The organism is Deltaproteobacteria bacterium, from assembly GCA_019309045.1.
Lineage (GTDB): Bacteria > Desulfobacterota > Syntrophobacteria > BM002 > BM002 > JAFDGZ01.
Map to the genome: position 1 here is coordinate 1 of JAFDGZ010000002.1, position 17,613 is coordinate 17,613.

Consider the following 17,613-nt stretch of genomic DNA (forward strand, 5'->3'; position numbering starts at 1 on the left):
GTGGGCGTTTCATCTTCGCTCATGATATAGGTGCCTTCCACAGTGAAGTCTCCGGTGGCTTCATATGGATTTACAGAGGGTTCGTCTATGGTGACCGTTCCACTTGCGCCCCACACCTCAAGCGATGGCACCATCAAGATCAGGGAACATAAGATAATGGCGAGATATCCGATTTTCTTGGTCGCTGGTGCAGCCATGGCTTTCATCCCTTCCGTGCAACGGGTTGTGTAACCTGCAGTGATGCGCCTTCAGAGTTTCGCTCCTTCGCTCGCGATACTTCGGGGTGCCATATCGGCTCGCAGCCGCCGCTTCCCCTCGGAGTCGTCATTGAACGCCGGCGCTGAACTGGCTTCCCTGCTTTGCCTTGAATCCGGGGCCCAGGGAGATTCCGGTGCCGGCCTGAAAACTGACAGCGGCGCTCGCTTCGATCACAAAATCGGGCCCCGCGGTGATCGAACATGCTGTGGTGTAATCGCGAGTGACCCCGGCTGAAATGGTGATATCGTGCAAGAGGTAATCACAATCGCTGGAATTGGGGTCCTGCTCGCCCGGATCCATGTTGCCGTTGTAGTTGACATCCTCCTCGCCATCAAATAAGCCGTCCCCGTCACTATCTTCGAGCAGAGGATCGGTGACCGTTGCCGGGTCCGCATCGGCAATGAATACGGCCAGGTCAGTGCCTGTTCCCTCGGCGGCAGCAAGACCCCGCTCGGTGCCGTCCTGAATGCCGTCACCGTCGGTATCTGTAAGACACGGGTCTGTTTCGTCGGCATCCAGGAGGCCGTTGTGGTTTGCATCTTCATTGCCGTCCAGCAGTCCGTCGTCATCGGTGTCATCATCTGCTGGATCCGTGCACATGGACTGTTCTAGGATATCCGATAAGCCATCGTTATCGCTGTCTGGCGGGGGATTGACTGATACGCTTTTTCTGTTGCCCACATTGTCGTAGCTAAACTCGATGGTCTTGCCATCCGGGTATTCCACCTTCCATAATCGATTCAGATCATCGTAGTAGTAGGTGAGTCCGTCGGCTAGGGCCTGGCCAATCCAGAAAAAACAGACCGCCCAAGACAACACGAGAAGAGAGAAAAAAAACCTTTTCATGTCAGCGCTCCCTTCTGGTCGCAGTTATGGGTCTATTCTCATCCGGCAATGTCCGCGCCGGCCAAGAGATGCAAACAGGGAGTTCCCCTTTTCCGTCATGTTCTCTTCCTGCTGCGCAAAGCCCCCGGAGCCGGACCGGCGACCTCCTGCGGCGGCAGGTTCCGTCTCCTCACTTGCCGCCCGCTTACGTTCAAAGGAGCCGGCTCCGGTTCCTCACATGCGTTTTTCGACCCATCTGTCCACTGTGAACTGGAAGTCCTTGTCGGCGGCCGCCTCGGCTTCGGCCTCCGTGGGCACCTTCAGGAGATAGAATTTGCCGGTCTCTGTATCGAAGCGCACCCCTTCCCGAAGCCGCCTTTGCTCCACCAGTTTCTTGGCGTAGACGGGTCTTCTCACCTCTTTCACCTCTTCGCCCTCCAGCCGGTAGCTCACCTTTTCTCCCACCACCTTGCTCTCGTCATCCACTTTCACCCGCACGGTCTCGAAGGCCTCCCGCTTATCGATTTCAGCTTCAGCCGTGTGCTCGGCAATCCACTGTTCCTTCCACGCCTGCCGCTGCTGCTTCACTGCATCCACCTTGGGGATGTCCCGGTACCAGATGAAGCGCTCCTCGGGGAAAAGAGTCTGCAGCAGCCTCAGCGCCTTTCCCATATCGATCACCAGCTCCTTGCCGATCACCCGGTTGGAGCTTTTGTGAAAGAGCGGATAGGGATCGTCGGCCTCGGCCAGGGCGTCTATTTCCTCTGAGGGATGGGAGGAGAGCACTGTGTTGTTGCCATTGGCGTCAAAGACCCATAACTTGCCTGCCGAGCAATAGAGTACCGCCGTATTGGCTGGAGCGTTGTGCGGAACGGCTGCGGCATCGCCCAGGGCCAGAACGCCTTTGCCGCCGCCGAAAAGGGTGGTGCCGATGCCCACACTGCCGCTCTCGTCTATCCGCATCATTTCCGTCAGGGTTTCCGTGCCTTTCGGAGTTGCATAAAACAACAGGCGAGACCCCTTGTTGTTGTCATCCCAGGCGCCAACAGCCCTGGCCATTATGCGCGCCGTTACATACCTGCTGTTTGGGTCTGCCGGGTCCTCCTGGCCCGAAAAAAAGAGTTGTCCCAGATACGCGCCACCACCTATGTCATCGTCTATCTTCACAGTTTCAATAACAGGCGTCCCTGAACCCTTGGCCACAACAAGACTCTGCTGCGGCTCCAGGGTGCCTATGCCCACCCGCCCCGCCGAATCGATCAGCACCCGGTCAGTGCCGGCGGTCCGGAAGGTCATGTCATTGGTCGAGTGCCTGTACTTTATGGCTCCCGCCTGGCTTCCGTTGGGGTCGCCGAAGACGATTTTTGCATTCTCACTGGATGGCGTGGCAAACTGCAGCACGGCTGCGCCGTCATCTTCTATGACAACATCCGCAGCGGAATCAAAGGTTGCTCCTGAACTGCCATTGGAGACATGCAGCTTCCTGGCTGGAGTAGTAGTGCCCACGCCCACTTTGCCCGTGGCATCCACATACAGACTGTCGTCTGCCAAGACAGGAGTGCTCAACAGGAAAAGCACGCCTGCTGCCACAAGGATCGTCCCGAAAGGCCTCAAGGTTCCCATCATTTTCCTCCCTCTTGCCTTGCTTTCATCTCAGAAAGGCTTTTTGCCAAACAACACATATCCAGAACTCGAAAAACCAGAAGGCAAAGAGCCGGCCTCAAGATTCGCTCGCCCCCCGGTTGAACGTCTGGTGACAGAGCCTGTGACCTCAAAGGCCTCAACGGTTCTCTGTCGCTTTCAACGGCAGGCGCAGGGAAAGCTGCCGGCACCCGGAAAGGGTTGTCGGCATTCTCGCGAACGCAAGCCTGGGCTGCGGCCACAGGTACAGGTTCTTGCTGCAGGTCTGGGGGTATCTGATTATTGGCTTGCGGCTTGACTAATGCCTGAGGTGCCTTGAGGTACGCCGTCAATTGTGCGCCGAAGCCAACTTGAACTCTTGCGGTTGTCTGGCGTCAGTAAAAAAATCAGGGTTGGTAAATTTTCAGGGTGTCGGTGTCTTTGCAAGAACAACCTGATAGCAGCGGCTGCCGCTGGTGATCATGGTATGCAGACAATTTGAAGCTTGCGCTTAACAATGCCAGTAAACAGTAGCTGGCTTTGGCAGCTTATGATTATAGGCTCGGTTTGGGCCTGACTTGCAGTTAGTGGCAACAAGTCTGCGATGTTGTGCGTCGCCGTAGATATTTACCTGTTCTTCCGAGGAGCTAGCAATATATGCACGCGTGAAGTGGATAAGATGCATTATGATCTGGTGGGCCTGTTTTTTCAGGTTCGTATGAAGTTAAATACTTGACAGTGAGCAGGGAAAGCTGGTATACGAAAAATTCGTAAGGACTGATTTCCTGTGTGGAGGTCAGTCGGGCCGCCAAACAACCGCACACCGCAGAATAAGGGCCTCTCGGCCGAATGCATGGATCTTGCATTGAGAGCCCTTAGTCTGAAGTGGGCGGTTTTTTTTCTGTGCGGTTGTGAGCTGGGCGATGGAACGACACAACAGTTGCATAAACACCAAAGCAGTCATCGATTATGTGGAGGAGCATGCTCCGGAATCCCTGCCGCTGTTGCTGCAAGACCTGAGTCCAGAATTGGCAGGAGTGGAGGACCTGAAGGGCTTTCTGTCCGATCCAAATAACTGGGTTTCAACCGATGTTCTCATTCGCCTGTATGAAAGAGTCAAGAGACTGTTCGACGACGAAAATGTTGTCTTTCAAATTGGCTTTGAATCCGTTGCCAGAAGACGTCTGGGCTATATCGAACGTATCTTTCTTTTGACCACGGGTAAATATGCCCGGGCACTCTACGGCTATCCGCTCACTCTCAAGCGCCTTCAGAGCCTCAATGACAAATTCAACCGCACCAAACGGGTGGAAATTACAGAGCTGCACAGAGACAGTGCCGTGGTCAGACTTCACTGGTATCAGGGCATCCCCATGACAGGTGATTTCTGCTTGATGAACAAAGGCATCTATACAGCCGCACCAGTGGCATGGAAAGAATCGCCATGTCAACTGGTAGAGCCAAAATGTTTTTTCAAAGGCGACGACTATTGTGAGTACCACATTCAGTGGAAGCGGCCTCTTTCTTTCAAGCGCGCCTTGCTGCAGCTGGTGGCTCCCTGGAAGGTGGTCCGTGCCTCCATGGAAGAACTGGAGCGGGACAAGGAGCTCCTGAAAGAGAAATACGCCGAGGTTCATGCCCTCAACCTCGAGCTCAAGAGGCAGATAGACAGACTGCTGAGTCTGCAAGAGGCAAGTACAGCCATTCTTTCCATTCTGGACATTGATGAACTCATGGGTCTCATCCTCAACCGCCTGGTCCAGGTTTCTGCTCTGGACCGGGCAGCTATTTTCCTTCTGGACGAGGAAAAAGGAGAGCTGCAACTTGCCCACGGCGTGGGTGTTGCGGCGAGTCAAATTGAGCAGGCAAAAGAATATGTGGTGCCAGTCGCCAAGGAGAACAATATTGTTGCCAGGGTGGCGCGCACCGGTGTTCCGGAGCTGGTAGAAAATCTCACCGAGTCCAGCATCAACAAAGAAAATCCGTTGATCAAACAGTTCAGCCCGAAGGCTTTCATTGCCCTGCCGTTGAAGGTCAGGGGGGATGTTGTGGGAGTGCTGGTTGGCGACAAGGAAAACCCGAGTGGCAACGAGCTCGGTTCTGAGAAGGAATTCCTTATCAGTTTTTCCAACCAGATCGCCATCGCCATTCACAATGCCAGTCTTTACCACAAGCTCGAAGAATCCGAGCGGCAGTACCGGGAGCTGGTGGAAAATGCCCATGAAGGCATCTGGGTGGTAGATGAGCGGAATGTGATCACTTTTGCCAATCAGCGTCTTACTGAGATCCTGGGCTATGAGAACATGATGGGCCGCAACATCAATTCTCTGGTGGCTCCTGAGAAAAAGGGGACGCTGTTTGATCTATTGATAAGCAACATGCAGGGTAGAGTTGTCCAGGAAGAACTGGAACTGGTGCGCCAGGACGGAGATACGGTCTCTGCCATTGTCAGCAGCGTGCCCATAATGGAAGGGGATCGTTACAAGGGCAGTTTTGCCATGCTCACAGATATTACCGAGAAGAAGCGCATGGAGAGCCAATTGCTCCACAGACAGAAAATGGAGAGCATTGGTACTATGGCAGGCGGCATGGCGCACGATTTCAATAACATTCTCACAGGAGTTCTGGGGTATGCCAGCCTGCTGAAGCACCGGCTGAACGACAGGGTAGAGCTGCAGAAGTTTGCCCAGATCATTGAAACATCGAGCATTCGAGCTGCTGACCTGGTGCGGCAATTGCTGGCATTCAGTCGGGGCAGCCAGCCGGATGGTTTTCAGCTCATCTCCACCAACCGCATCATTCGGGAAACCAACAAACTTCTCGAGAGCACCCTGCCCAAAAAAGTGGAGATCAAGCTGGAGCTCACATCCGCCCTGCCGCTGATCAAGGCGAACGCCACCCAGATTCAACAGGCTATCCTCAATCTATGCCTGAATGCCAAAGACGCCATGCCCGACGGTGGCGAGATCAGAATTTCAACTGACATTGCTGAGATCAAACAGAACAGGTCGGGCCAATACGGTGATCTTGCTGCCAAACCAGGAAAGTACGTGCGGATCAAAGTGCAGGACACTGGCACGGGCATTCCCAGGGAAAATCTCTCCAAGATTTTCGACCCCTTTTTCACCACCAAGGAAGTGGGCAAGGGATCTGGTCTGGGACTGGCCATGGTGTATGGCATTGTGAAGAACGCCAATGGCTATATCCATGTGGAGAGTCGGGAAGGACAGGGATGTCTTTTTGAACTTTTCTTTCCTGTGGACGACAGGGAAGAAGAGCAGGTGGTTGAAGATCTCAGTTCTTCACCCATGGGGGGACACGAGGCCATATTGCTGGTAGACGATGAAGAACTGGTGCGAGAGCTGGGGAAACGCTTACTGGAGAGTTACGGCTATCGAATTCTCACTGCGGCCGATGGCGAGGAAGCTCTGGCAATCTGTAGAGATGAGGGCAAACCAATCGATCTGGTGGTGCTGGATCTCATCATGCCGAAGCTCAGCGGTAAAGAGACCCTGATTCGCCTGAAAGAACTGAGGCCAGAGGTCAGGGTGGTCATTTGCAGCGGCTGCACCCCTGAAGAAAATGATCTGGAAGCAGAGTTGGGCATGGAGCTGCCCATAATAGAGAAGCCGTTCAAGCTGGAAGAACTGGCTAGAGTTGTTCGGCAAACACTGGACAACAGGTTTGACAGCCGGGCCACTGAACGGGGAGGCGCACGAGCAACTGGTGGGGCCGGAAATTTTCCCCATTGAGATGAAGGTTTTTCCGGGAGAGGGAGCTTGAGAGAAGGGGGATGGCATGAAGCGGTTGGTGGGGCATTTTCTGGCTGACATTGGCATCAGCCGCTATTTTCAATGGCGGTGCAATACATTTTTCATGAGCTGGCTGCCGTTTCATGCAAGCAGGACTTACCTGAACTTGCTGGGGAAAATATATTTTTCCTTGAATCGTGGAGAAAAGCAAAAGATTCAGCAGAATCTCACGGCGGTAATGGAACACTTTCGCCCCCAGAAGCAACTGGACCTCGTCAGCCAGAGAGCTCTGCATGGCATGTTTGCCCATTATCACGAAAAGCTATTCACTGCTTATGGTGGTTTTTCCAGAGTTTGTCGATTCTTGCAGGAACACGTTTCTATCAAAGGCCGCCCGCTTCTGGACGAGGCCCTCGCCCAGGGCAGAGGGGTAATCCTGGTGACTGGCCATTATGGAGGGATAGAATTCTTGCCTTCTATTCTGGCACTCAGAGGCTACAGGGTCACAATGCTGGTGCGCTTCAATTCCAGGCGGCTCAAGCAAATTCTCAATCAACACGCCCAGCGCGTGGGCATCTCCTTGCTTGATATGAATCAAAACGGCATGACTCCATTCAAAGCGTTGCAGTCTTTGAAAGCCAATAGAATTTTGATCACCGAGTGCGACGAGTTCAGATCCTGGAGACCTCACCGACACAGGCGGGCAACTTTTCTGGGATTTTCGACTCCCCTGGACCGCACTCTGGACCTGCTATATCGACGCTATCGCTCTCCGGTAATCACCGGCTTCATGGAGCGGCGGGCAGGGAATCGTTATGAACTCACTTTGGAGGCTGTGGATTGTCAAGAAAGCGGTTCCACGAGTGGTCCAATAGCAGAGCGTGTTTTGCAGGTCCTGGAGAGATATATCGGCAATGCTCCGGAGCAGTGGTACCTGTGGGGCGAAGTCAGGGCTATTCTGGGGCAGCAGATTCCCCTTTCTGGCCGGCCAGTGGCAGACCGCAGAAGTGGGAGCGATGCTTGTCGAGCTCCCGGGGGTGGCTGTGAGGGCGTTGATGTACGCAGCAATATAGACCCTCAACCCTCCTCGCTCTATCATTCCAAGTAACCTGGGGCTTCTAGCGAGCAGCAAGCAGCAATGACGTCTGTATGACGAATTCATGTCACTGCAAGCCTGTCAGGCTGAATGCCGGCCCGGATGCTGCTCGAATGTTACCGGCATGAGCCACCTGGAATGGGCCCAGGACGGCTGGCGCTGGCAGGCAGCATGTCCGAGTTTCTGCTGTTACCCGGCGAATTCTTGCCTCATATAGCAAATATCTCTGCAGTTGCGAGCTCTCGGGCTGAAGGGCCGACAGCTGCAGGCAACGGCTCTCTGCAGTTGGGGAAACAGCAGCGCTATATCTGGCTCGAGGCTAAGCGAGGTGAGGGTTTGCCCGGCATGGGCGCAAGCAGATTGAGGAGAAGGTCTTCGATAATTATCCGGGCAGGCACTGCTGTGCTCTTGATGGCTAGATCCGCACGCTGGAGAGACAAGAGTGCCTGCACGAGGTCGGTGGCGGAGAAGCGGCAGCTCCGAGCCATGGTCTTGTAGAGGACGAAAGGATGCAGCTGCTTGAGGGGTGAATCTGCCGCTATATGCTTCTTGAGCAAAGGAGCGATTTTCCGCTGAAAGGTGTTGTACTGAGTTTCAGGAGCAAAGCGACCCTGCAGATGAATATCGATGATCTCGCGTGCCGCAATAAGGCGCCGCACTTCGTTTGCCAGGGTGGCCACAACCTGCAGTGGGTGATAGCCTTGATCTAGAAGGCGCTGGAGGATGGCAAGGGCTTGCAGGGTGTCGCCGGAAGCCAGAGCTGAATTCAATTCGTAGAGGGGTTCCTCGCGGCAATAGTCGCTTATGCTGGCCACGTGTTCTGTGGTGATAGTGGTCTGGTCGCCAGCGTACGATATGAGCTTTTCGAGCTGGCTCCTCAGGGCCCAGAGATTGAATCCCGTATGCTCCAATAACAGGGAAAGAGCTTGCTGCTGAATCCTTTTTCCTCCCTTCTCCAGAAGACTTGCGGCAACATCTTTGAGAAGGGTTTCTCTCGTCTTGCGAGCCTGGCGGTTGGTTCCTGTGGCCACGCTGAAATCCACTACTACGCCCTGCTTTTCTATCTCCCTGTAGAGGGCACGCCTCTTGTCAACAGCATCGGTTGTGAGGACCAGGCAGTGGCCGGCGGGAAAGCCCTGCTGCAAAGCAGCTTGCAGCAGGGGGCCGTCGTCGCGGGCAGGTGGAATCTGCATGTCGTTTGCGGTGATATGAGAGAGCACCTGGTCGAGCCATGCCAGCGACTGTTCATCCTTGTCCACCTTGAGGGTATGCTGCCAGAGGTTGGCCGGAACTGTCCGCCAGGCGCCTCCTGTCCATTGCTCCAGGGACCAACCTGCATAGGCCAATATTTCGAGCAACAGGCGGGCCGCAGCTTCAACATCGCCAGATTCGTATTCATCCTTGCACTTGAGAAAAAGAGTGGAAAGATTGGCACGGGAATAAAACAGGCGGCAGTCCCGGACCACCACTGCCTTGCGCCCGGGGAAGAGGTTGAAGGTGTTGAGCCCCTGAAGAAGCTCAGCAAAATCAGCCTGTCTTCCCTCAACCACCAGGAGATTGGTATCCCTGGTTGCTGGTGGAAGGAGTACCTGCAGAAACTGCTCCAGGGCAGTGCTCACCAGATAACTGTCTCCGTGAAACAGGTAGACGGAGGCGATGCTGTCCTGCTGCACATCTTTGATGAGCAGGTCAAATTCTGCCCGACTGAGACAAGCCATTCTGCACCTCGGTCCCGAGGCCTGGATGTTGCAAGATTGAGGGCTACCCCTGATGCCATGATATGCTGGGAACGCCAGCTGCGCTCAGAGGTGCATCATGAAAAGATCCGACTGATGCTGAATTGTTGCACTGCCGGCCTTTGGAGCGAGGCCGAGAGAAGCCTGCCAGCTGAACTTGCTCAAAGCTGCGGCGGCAGTGCAGCAGCTATTATATATAACACATGTTCGCATAAGAACACACTAACCTAATGGCACTGTTCATTGACAAGATCTTGCCCTAGAATAAAGTATAGCAGACGAGGTGAAGACTCCTATAGAACAGGAGGCTGTTGCTCTTGACTGAGCCGAACGCGGAAAAAAGAAAATACAGGAAGAAGAGCTTTATTGTCATCGGCATTATCGCTGCTGTAACAGTGCTCGCTTCTGCCACGATCATCCTGAGGCGTCCTACTGTGGAGCCTGTGAGGACGGTGGCGCCGCTGGTGCTTCCTGTGCGGGCAGTGCAAGTTCGCCAGCAGCCATTTCAACGGTCAATGACTCTTTACGGCAGCGCCGAGCCCCTGGTGGCAGCAGATGTTGCTGCAGAGATACAGGGGAATATTGTCTGGATCAGTCCCAGGTGTGAACCTGGCGAGAAGGTGAAGCAGGGAGAAGTTCTTGTGCGGCTCGACCCTGCTCTCTACGAGATTGCCCTGCAGCAGGCAGAAGCTGCTCTGGTTGAGGCTCAGGCAGGTTATGACCTGCAGAATATAGACAATGCCCTGCAGGAGCAGAAGCTGAGACAAAGAGAAACAGAATTGCGCATCAGCCGCAAAGAGCTGCAGCGGAAGAAGAAGCTGCGGGAGCGTTCTGCTATTTCCTCCTCGGCATATGATGAGCAGGTTTCTGCCCTGGCGCAGATGGAGAGCAGTTATCTGGAGCAGCGAGCCCGGGTGGAAAAATCCAAGGCTTTGCTGGCCAGGGCCGAGGCAGAGGTGAAATTAGCAAAAGCAAGGCGGGCGCAGGCTGCCCTGGACCTGGCCAGGACAGAGATAAAGTCTCCCCTGGACGGCGTGGTTGCCAGGCGCTTTGTGGAGTTGGGCAACAGGCTGGCGGTAAATGAGGCCGCTTTCCGAGTTGTGGACTATCACACGGTGGTGGTGGAAGTGCAGGTTCCCTCCAACAAACTGGACTTGCTGAGAAAGGGAGTTGAAGTGGAGGTCAGGGCATTGAACGGGGAGCTGCTCAGAAGGGGCGAGCTGCGGCACCTCTCCCCGCAAGCGGACCTGAGCACACGGCTCTTTGCCGCCAAGGTTTACGTGGAGAACCCCCCCGGGGCTGTTGCTTTGCTGCCGGGGCAATTTGTCACTGTGGTCATGAAAGAGAAGAGAGCGGCATCCTCTTTTGTCATTCCGGTGGCAGCAATAGGCCAGGACAATGAGGGCGAGTATGTTTTTGTAGTTGACAATAGCAGTGAAGCTCGAGCTCGAAAGGTCTATATCAAGAACAGCTGGCAGCAGGAAGAGGTCTGTGTGGTGCACGGCCTCAGTGAAGGTCAGGTGGTGGTGGTCCAGGGCCAGGAGAATCTGGTTGATGGTGCCCCAGTAAAGGTGATCTCTCTGGAGAAGGTGGGATGAATCTGGCCCGCTTTTCAGTCAGAAATCCTGTATGCGTGAACCTGATAATGATCTGCATTCTGGTGATGGGGGTGGTTCTCTACAATACCCAGATGCCAAAGGAGATCTTCCCTGAATTCAGCAAGAATCAGGTCATCATTACCACAATCTACCCGGGCGCTTCGCCGGAAGAAATAGAAAAAAACGTCACTATCAAGATCGAAGACGCCATAAACGACCTGGACGATGTGGACGATATCTTCTCCATATCCCAGGAGGGCCGCTCCACAGTAAAATTGACGGTGTCGCCCGACGTCAAGAGCATGGCCAAGCTGCTTGGCGATCTGCAGCAGAAAATAGACCAGATTTCAGACCTGCCAGAAGACGCAGAGGATCCGAGCATTCGGGAGGTAGAGACCAATTATCCGGTAATCACGGTGTCCATCTACGGCAATATCGATTTGCTGCAGTTGAAAGAGTTTGTCGAAGATCTCAAGGATAAAATTTCAGCCTTGCCCGGGGTGGCGGATGTGCGAACCGTGGGCCTGCCCGAGCGGGAGCTCTGGATAGAGGTGGCTCCTGAGTCACTGGAGCGCTATGATCTCACCCTGGCTGACATAGCCCGGGCTGTGAGATCCCAGAATTTCGATCTTCCAGGGGGCACATTTCCGACGAGCCGGGGAGAGTTTCTGGTCCGCACCGTGGGCAAGGTTTCTGAAAGCCGTCTGTTGAACAATCTGGTGTTGAAAAGCACCCCTGATGGCGGCAGAGTGGTACTGGGAGATGTGGCCCGGATAAAGAACTGGTTCGAAAGGGAGACTTCCCTCGGCCGTTTCAATGGACAACGGGCTGTGAACCTCACTGTAACCAAGACCAAACGAGGCGATGCCATCAAGGTCTCTCGGGGCGTCCAGCGGCTGGTGGCCTTGTACCGCACTCAACTTCCCGCCACTGTTAATGTGGGGGTGTTCAATGATCTTTCCATCTATATTCAAAACAGGCTTCACGTGCTGAAGCAGAATGGACTGCAAGGTCTGCTGGTGGTCTTCCTGCTGCTTTTTCTCATGCTCAATACCAGAGTGGCACTTCTGGTCACCCTGGGAATCCCAGTTTCCTTCCTGGGGGCGATCATCCTCATGCACTATGCTGGGATGACCATGAACATGATCGCCATGTTTGCCCTGATTGTGGTGCTGGGCCTGGTGGTTGATGACGCCGTGGTGATAGGCGAGAATGTCTACCGGCATTACGAGGCAGGACTTTCCCCTGCTGAGGCGGCGGTAAAAGGAACCCAGGAGGTTGCCTACCCCGTGGTCTCCGCAGTGGCAACAACTGTAGCGGCCTTTCTGCCTCTGCTCCTTATGCCTGGAACGCTCGGAGTCTTTCTCGGGGTAATTCCCAAAGTGGTCACCTTTGCCTTGCTGGTGTCTCTCTTTGAAGCCCTGGTGATTTTGCCGTCACACCTGGCAGAATTCTTGCCCCGCCAGCCAAAGCCGCCTGGTCCATATCGCCACCGCCTCAACCAATGGATCAACAGCATCGTTGGCCAGTATGGCAGACTGCTGGAGAGGGTCCTCAACTGGCGCTATGTATTCGTTGTCCTGGCCCTGGCTGTCTCTTTACAGCTGGTGCTCTATGCCCGCTATCATATTCCATTCGTGCTCTTCGGCCAGTTTGAAGGGAGCCAGTTTTTTGTCAATATGGAGACTCCCACGGTGAACTCTCTGGAGGATACAGAACAGCTGGTTGCCAGAGTGGAGGCAGCCATCAGAAGCAGCATCCCGGAGAGCGAGCTCACTTCCATGGTGAGTAATGTGGGTTACATCTTTGATGATCTCGAGAATGTGCGGCTCGGCAGCAATCTGGCCCAGACAATCGTGGAGCTCAAGGATCTGGACAAGGGGCGCAAGCGTCCCATAAAGGAAGTGATCGCCGGGGTGAGACAGGCAATTGAACCCTTGCGCTCTGAGGCTAGCATCCAGATCCGCGAAGTCAGTGCCGGACCAGGCGGCTCTCCCATATATATTCTTCTGTCTGGAAACAACAGGCAGACACTCAGATTTCTCGCCAATCAGGTAGAGGCATTCGTGGAGCAATTTCCTGGAGTGCATGATTTGAAAGACAACCTGGAAGCAGGCAAACCTGAGTTGCAAGTTCGCCTCAAACCTGTGGCCTATGCTCTCGGACTCGATGATCGTCAAGTAGCTGAGCAATTGCGCAACGCTTTCTGGGGGGCGAAGAGCTCCAAGTTTCAGACTGCCACTGAAGACATAGATGTGGTGGTAAAAATTCCAGAAAAACAAAAGAAGCGGCTGGCCGTGTTGTTGAATTTCAAGCTGACGCTGCCGGATGGCAGCAAGATACCCCTCACTGAAGTTGCCAACGTGGTGAAAGTTGCCGGAGCCAGCCAGATCATCAGGGACAACCAGAAGCGGGCCATTGTCATCACTGGCGAGCTCGAGCAGAACAAGACTACTACCAGCGAGCTGGCGGCAGCAGTGCGACAGCGCTTCCATGATATTTCACAGAAATACCCAGGCTACTCATTGAGCACAGAGCGGGGTGAAATGAAGGAGATCAATGAATCCTTGAGTGCACTCACCTCGGCATTTCTCCTGGGGCTTCTCCTTATTTACTTCATACTAGGCACGCAGTTTCGCTCCTACCTGCAGCCTCTTATTGTCATGGCTGCCATTCCCTTTGGCATCGACGGGGTTATCCTTGGACACATAGTGATGGGAAAGACAATTGGCATCATGTCCATGATTGGTCTGGTGGCCCTGTCCGGCATCGTGGTGAATGATTCACTGGTGCTGGTAGATTTTATCAACAAGAAGAGGGGTTCAGGACTTGACCGCCACACCTCTATCGTGCAGTCAGGCAAGGTGCGCTTCAGGCCAGTGGTGCTGACTTCGGTGACTACCATGGGCGGGCTCTTTTTTCTGGCCTTCCTGGCTAAAGGTCAGGCCAGATTTCTCTCACCCATGGCCATAGCCATTTTTTATGGCCTCATGGCTTCCACGGTGATCACCCTGCTGCTGGTCCCCTGCCTGTACGCGATTCTGGACGATGTGGTGCTGAAATGCCAAAGGCAGTCCAGCGGGCTGCGACTTCCTTCTGCCGGTGGGGAGAGGTCGGTCTGAAGAGCTGCTGCTCGAGGCAACTGCTGCCGAGCAACAGAGTGTGACTCTGATGAAGAACAACCAGGAGCACATCTATGACGGCTGGATTTATCATCTGGCCATAGATATGGCTATGGCCAGGGTGCGTCGTCTAATAAAGCTGCAGATAGATGCTGGCAGCACTTTGATCGACATAGGCTGCGGCACCGGAGAGCTGCTATTTTCTCTGGCCGACCGGTGCAGCAGGCTTGTGGGGGTGGAGCGCTCTAAAGGCATGTGGACCTATGCCAGTAGACGAGCCAGCAACTATCCGCGAGGGCGGCTGCAGTTTATCTTTGGCGACGGGGCCGATTTGGACTTCATTCCCTTTCATGCCTTCGATTATGCCACAGTGTGTATGGTTTTCCACGAAGTGACCCTCCATATGCGCCCCCTGCTGCTTCGTGAGGTGCGGCGCATTGCACGGACCACCATCATGGTGGACTATAGAGTGCCTTTCCCAAAGAGAAGTTTGAGAGCCCGCAGCATTCACCTCATTGAGCGACTTGCCGGCAGGCAGCACTACGGCAACTTCAGAAGTTTTCTCACTACTGGAGGATTGCCTGCCCTGGTCGCAGGAGAGAAGTTGTCTGTTTTGCAGGAAATCCCTTTGCAGGGCAACTGCCTGCATCTGCTGAGAGCTGAATGAGGGGAACTGTCCAGTCAGGAGGCGATGTGGCTGGCTGGCGCGCAGGCCTCCCCTGGGGCTTTACTGCCGGCTTGCAAGAGAAGAAGTATTACTTGAACGCCCGCCGCTGGAGACATGCCGCTCTCACGACGCCGTCGGTTAGGCAGCAGCCGATGGCTGGATGAGGCTGCAGTGAAGGGCCGTCTGCTCGCCTAGGCCGAGCAGCTCTGCGCTGCCAGCGGTTGGTCACTGACTGCGGTGACGCCGCCTGCAAGGCACGAGGTGCTTTGTCAGCCTCTTTGCTGTTGCTCCTGCGAGCCTATTTCATCCTTTATCTGCTTCAAGGCTTCACGAATGGCATGCTGGCGTTCGGGGTTCTTGCTGTAACGGAGAGCCTCATTGTAGTGAAAAGCAGCGTTTTTCCATGAATGCTGCCGCTGATAATAAATGCCAAAGTTGTAATGGGCATCCGCCAGCTGATTCAGCTTGCCAAAAGCCAGGCCCAGATAGTAGTGAATGGAAGGAAGCCTGTTGTCCAGATTCGCTGCCTGACTGAGATATTGGCATGCCTGGGAAACCTCGTCCTTTTCTAGAAATACCCGGCCGAGCATATAGAGCACTGTGGGGTTCTGGGCGTTAAAAGTCATGGCAGACTGCAGGGTGGACTGTGCTTTGTCCAGTTCTCCCATTAGCAGATAAGTTCTTCCCAGCTCTATTAGAAAGGGCGCCAGGTCTGGTCGGAGAGAGACTGCCTGTTTGAAGTACCGGGTGGCCTCCTTCAGGCGATCTTCGCGGCGGAGCAGCAAGCCCTCGGCGTAGAGCGCCATTGCACGGGTCCTGGGATGCTGCTCCCATTGCCGCAGTCTTGCTGCCGCTTGAGCTGGATCTGCATAACCACCCAGCAGCTTCGCCTGCATCAAAAGAAACTTTTCGGTCCTTTCCTTCGGTGCCTCGGCCGCCTCCAGTTTTTTTTCCTGTGAAAGCCTGGTGTCAATGGTGTTTTCGAGATACAAGATCCGTTCTGGAATCCCGGGGTGGGTGAGCAGATAGGGGGGTGGCCGGCCTCCGGACTGCCAGCTCATCTTATTCATTTTCTTGAAGATGTCCACCATATCGATGCCGGGATAGCCAGCAGCCTCCAGATAGCGGAGACCTTTGCGATCTGCTTCTTCCTCATCCTGGCGACTGTTGGCTAGTTCGAAAGAGGTGGCGGCAGCTAGAGAACCGCGGGTAATGGCCTGACTGGCTACTGGTGATTTGCCGAGAAAGATACCAGCGAGCATGCCCCCCAAGACCGCAATGTTGAGCTTCTGCATGCGCGCCATCCGTTCAGCAATATGACGGGACTGGACATGGCCTATCTCATGGCTGAGCACTGCCGCCAGTTCACCTTCGTTGTCCATGAGCTGCAGAAGACCGCTATTGATAAAGATGTGGCCTGCTGGTGCGGCAAAGGCATTGAGTGCGCTGCTGTCGATAACGTAGAAATGAAAGGGAAAGAAAGTATGGTCCAGTTTGTCTACGATCCGCTGACCAACTTCGTTCACATAGTCCACAACTTCGGGATCTTCAATGAAGCGAAAGTGGCTGAAGACTGCCTTCATGAATTTTTGGCCCATTTGCCGCTCTCTCTCGATGGTGAGCTCGGCCAGCGACTGACAGGGAGAAATCAGTACAAGCAAGAGAGCCGTCATGAGAGCGGTGACAATCTTGAAACATGGCCTTGTTGTCTTGTTCATGTCATTCACTCGGTTAGATCATTAGCAGATGATATTTCATATTTTAGCTCCAACCAGGGCGCTGTGTCCAGCAGTAAGCTCTCTGGCGAGGCTCCTATGTGTGGCCGTCAGAGTTCTTTTTGCCGCCAGTGGTTTTGACCTCCACCCTTGGAGCCTCCCGCCACAATCCTTCCAGATCGTAAAGGCTGCGTATCGGCTCGTAGAAGATGTGTACTACCACGTCTCCTAGATCCAGGAGCACCCAGTGCCCCTCACGCATGCCTTCGATGCCCATGGGTTTCAATCTTTGCGCCCTGAGCTCCTGCTGCATGTGTTCAGCAATGGCCTGGACGTGTCTGGTTGATCTGCCGCTGCAGATGACAAAATAGTCAGTAATGGAGACGATTTCGGCCACATGGAGTATTATGGGCTCTGTGGCTTTATGGTCAATGGCTACCTGGGCGCACAGCAGGGCTTTTTCCAGTGTTGCTTTTTGAACAGTGCCGCTGCCTACAGTGCCTTTCTTTTTTGAAATTGTCATCATAGAGCTAACTTTTCCCGGAACTCCCATAAAGTGCATGCTGGTATATGTAGGCTTCCACTGCTGCTGGGATCAGATAGCGAACGGAGCGGCCGCTTGCCAGCAACTGGCGGATTTTAGAAGAGGATATATCCATGAGAGTCACCTGGCGATAGTACACCGGAAGATAATGAGGATGGCTGAACTTGCCCTCATGGTCGTCGTAGACGAAGTCGCTGGATATCTGTGCTGTGAGCATAGATTCCAGCTGTTCATGAGAGTAGCCTGGTCTGGCTACCACTACAAAATGTGCCAGGGTGAAAAGCTGCCGGTATTTTCTCCAGGAAGGGAGATCCAGGAAGGCATCCAGGCCAACAATGAAGTACAGCAGTTCCTCTTCAGGGGAGTGGGAGGCGAGCCAGGTCAGGGTCTCCACCGAGTAAGATTTGCCCGACAGCTGACGTTCCAGGTCTGAAAGGGTGAAGAAAGGATTTTCTGCAACAGCAAGTTCGAGCATGGCATAGCGGTGTGAGAAAGAAACCAGACAGTGCAAATCTTTGTGGGGTGGATTTGCTGCGGGCATGAAAACTACCTCAGCCAGTTGCAGTGATTCCGCCACCTCTTCAGCTGCCCGCAAGTGACCGAAATGCACTGGATTGAAGGTGCCGCCAAGAATACCCTTTTTCATGGAGAAACCTTATGCAGAGTGTCAGTTGATTTCT

General features: G+C 54.2%; 12 protein-coding genes. 5 read left to right on the top strand and 7 right to left on the bottom strand.

Translation table 11 applies throughout. From position 1 onward, the window contains the following. The 3 genes from JRI89_00665 to JRI89_00675 all read right to left on the bottom strand — a co-directional run. On the bottom strand, positions 1–197 hold a 197-nt coding region (locus tag JRI89_00665), incomplete at its 3' end, for a hypothetical protein (GenBank protein MBW2069743.1). Between the two features lie 127 nt (positions 198–324). Further along, a complete protein-coding gene (locus JRI89_00670) occupies positions 325–1,104 on the bottom strand; it encodes an RHS repeat protein (GenBank protein ID MBW2069744.1) in 780 nt (259 codons plus the stop codon). Positions 1,105–1,317: 213 nt separating this feature from the next. Next, positions 1,318–2,709 carry a hypothetical protein gene (locus JRI89_00675; protein MBW2069745.1) on the bottom strand — a complete coding sequence of 464 codons (1,392 nt, stop codon included), beginning with the start codon at positions 2,707–2,709 and terminating at the stop codon, positions 1,318–1,320. A 917-nt stretch (positions 2,710–3,626) separates the two neighbouring features. On the opposite strand from JRI89_00675, the gene JRI89_00680 reads away from it, so the two are divergent. Both JRI89_00680 and JRI89_00685 read left to right on the top strand, forming a co-directional pair. Then, positions 3,627–6,455 (top strand): PAS domain S-box protein, encoded by a 2,829-nt coding sequence (locus JRI89_00680; protein MBW2069746.1) that lies wholly within the window; start codon positions 3,627–3,629, stop codon positions 6,453–6,455. A gap of 46 nt (positions 6,456–6,501) precedes the next feature. Then, positions 6,502–7,563 carry a lysophospholipid acyltransferase family protein gene (locus JRI89_00685; protein MBW2069747.1) on the top strand — a complete coding sequence of 354 codons (1,062 nt, stop codon included), beginning with the start codon at positions 6,502–6,504 and terminating at the stop codon, positions 7,561–7,563. Positions 7,564–7,853: 290 nt separating this feature from the next. On the opposite strand, the gene JRI89_00690 is transcribed toward JRI89_00685, so the two are convergent. Continuing rightward, positions 7,854–9,269 carry a hypothetical protein gene (locus JRI89_00690; GenBank protein ID MBW2069748.1) on the bottom strand — a complete coding sequence of 472 codons (1,416 nt, stop codon included), beginning with the start codon at positions 9,267–9,269 and terminating at the stop codon, positions 7,854–7,856. Positions 9,270–9,604: 335 nt separating this feature from the next. On the opposite strand from JRI89_00690, the gene JRI89_00695 reads away from it, so the two are divergent. Genes JRI89_00695 through JRI89_00705 form a run of 3 tightly spaced genes read left to right on the top strand, consistent with a single transcriptional unit; the run spans position 9,605 to position 14,674 of the window. Next, positions 9,605–10,885 carry an efflux RND transporter periplasmic adaptor subunit gene (locus tag JRI89_00695; GenBank protein MBW2069749.1) on the top strand — a complete coding sequence of 427 codons (1,281 nt, stop codon included), beginning with the start codon at positions 9,605–9,607 and terminating at the stop codon, positions 10,883–10,885. Continuing rightward, entirely contained in the window at positions 10,882–14,007 is a 3,126-nt protein-coding gene (locus JRI89_00700) for an efflux RND transporter permease subunit (protein MBW2069750.1), read from the top strand. The genes JRI89_00695 and JRI89_00700 overlap by 4 nt, the downstream gene beginning before the upstream one ends. A 49-nt stretch (positions 14,008–14,056) precedes the next feature. Further along, on the top strand, positions 14,057–14,674 hold the full coding sequence (locus JRI89_00705; protein MBW2069751.1) for a class I SAM-dependent methyltransferase: 618 nt from the start codon (positions 14,057–14,059) through the stop codon (positions 14,672–14,674). Between the two features lie 269 nt (positions 14,675–14,943). Here the strand turns inward: JRI89_00705 and JRI89_00710 are convergent, their stop codons facing one another. The 3 genes from JRI89_00710 to JRI89_00720 all read right to left on the bottom strand — a co-directional run bounded on the left by JRI89_00710 (position 14,944) and on the right by JRI89_00720 (position 17,579). Further along, positions 14,944–16,392, bottom strand: a complete 1,449-nt coding sequence (locus JRI89_00710) for a M48 family metalloprotease (GenBank protein ID MBW2069752.1) — start codon at positions 16,390–16,392, stop codon at positions 14,944–14,946. Between the two features lie 94 nt (positions 16,393–16,486). After that, positions 16,487–16,912 carry a ribosome silencing factor gene (gene rsfS / locus JRI89_00715; GenBank protein MBW2069753.1) on the bottom strand — a complete coding sequence of 142 codons (426 nt, stop codon included), beginning with the start codon at positions 16,910–16,912 and terminating at the stop codon, positions 16,487–16,489. Positions 16,913–16,919: 7 nt separating this feature from the next. Next, positions 16,920–17,579, bottom strand: a complete 660-nt coding sequence (locus JRI89_00720) for a nicotinate-nucleotide adenylyltransferase (protein MBW2069754.1) — start codon at positions 17,577–17,579, stop codon at positions 16,920–16,922. Positions 17,580–17,613 lie beyond the last annotated feature (34 nt).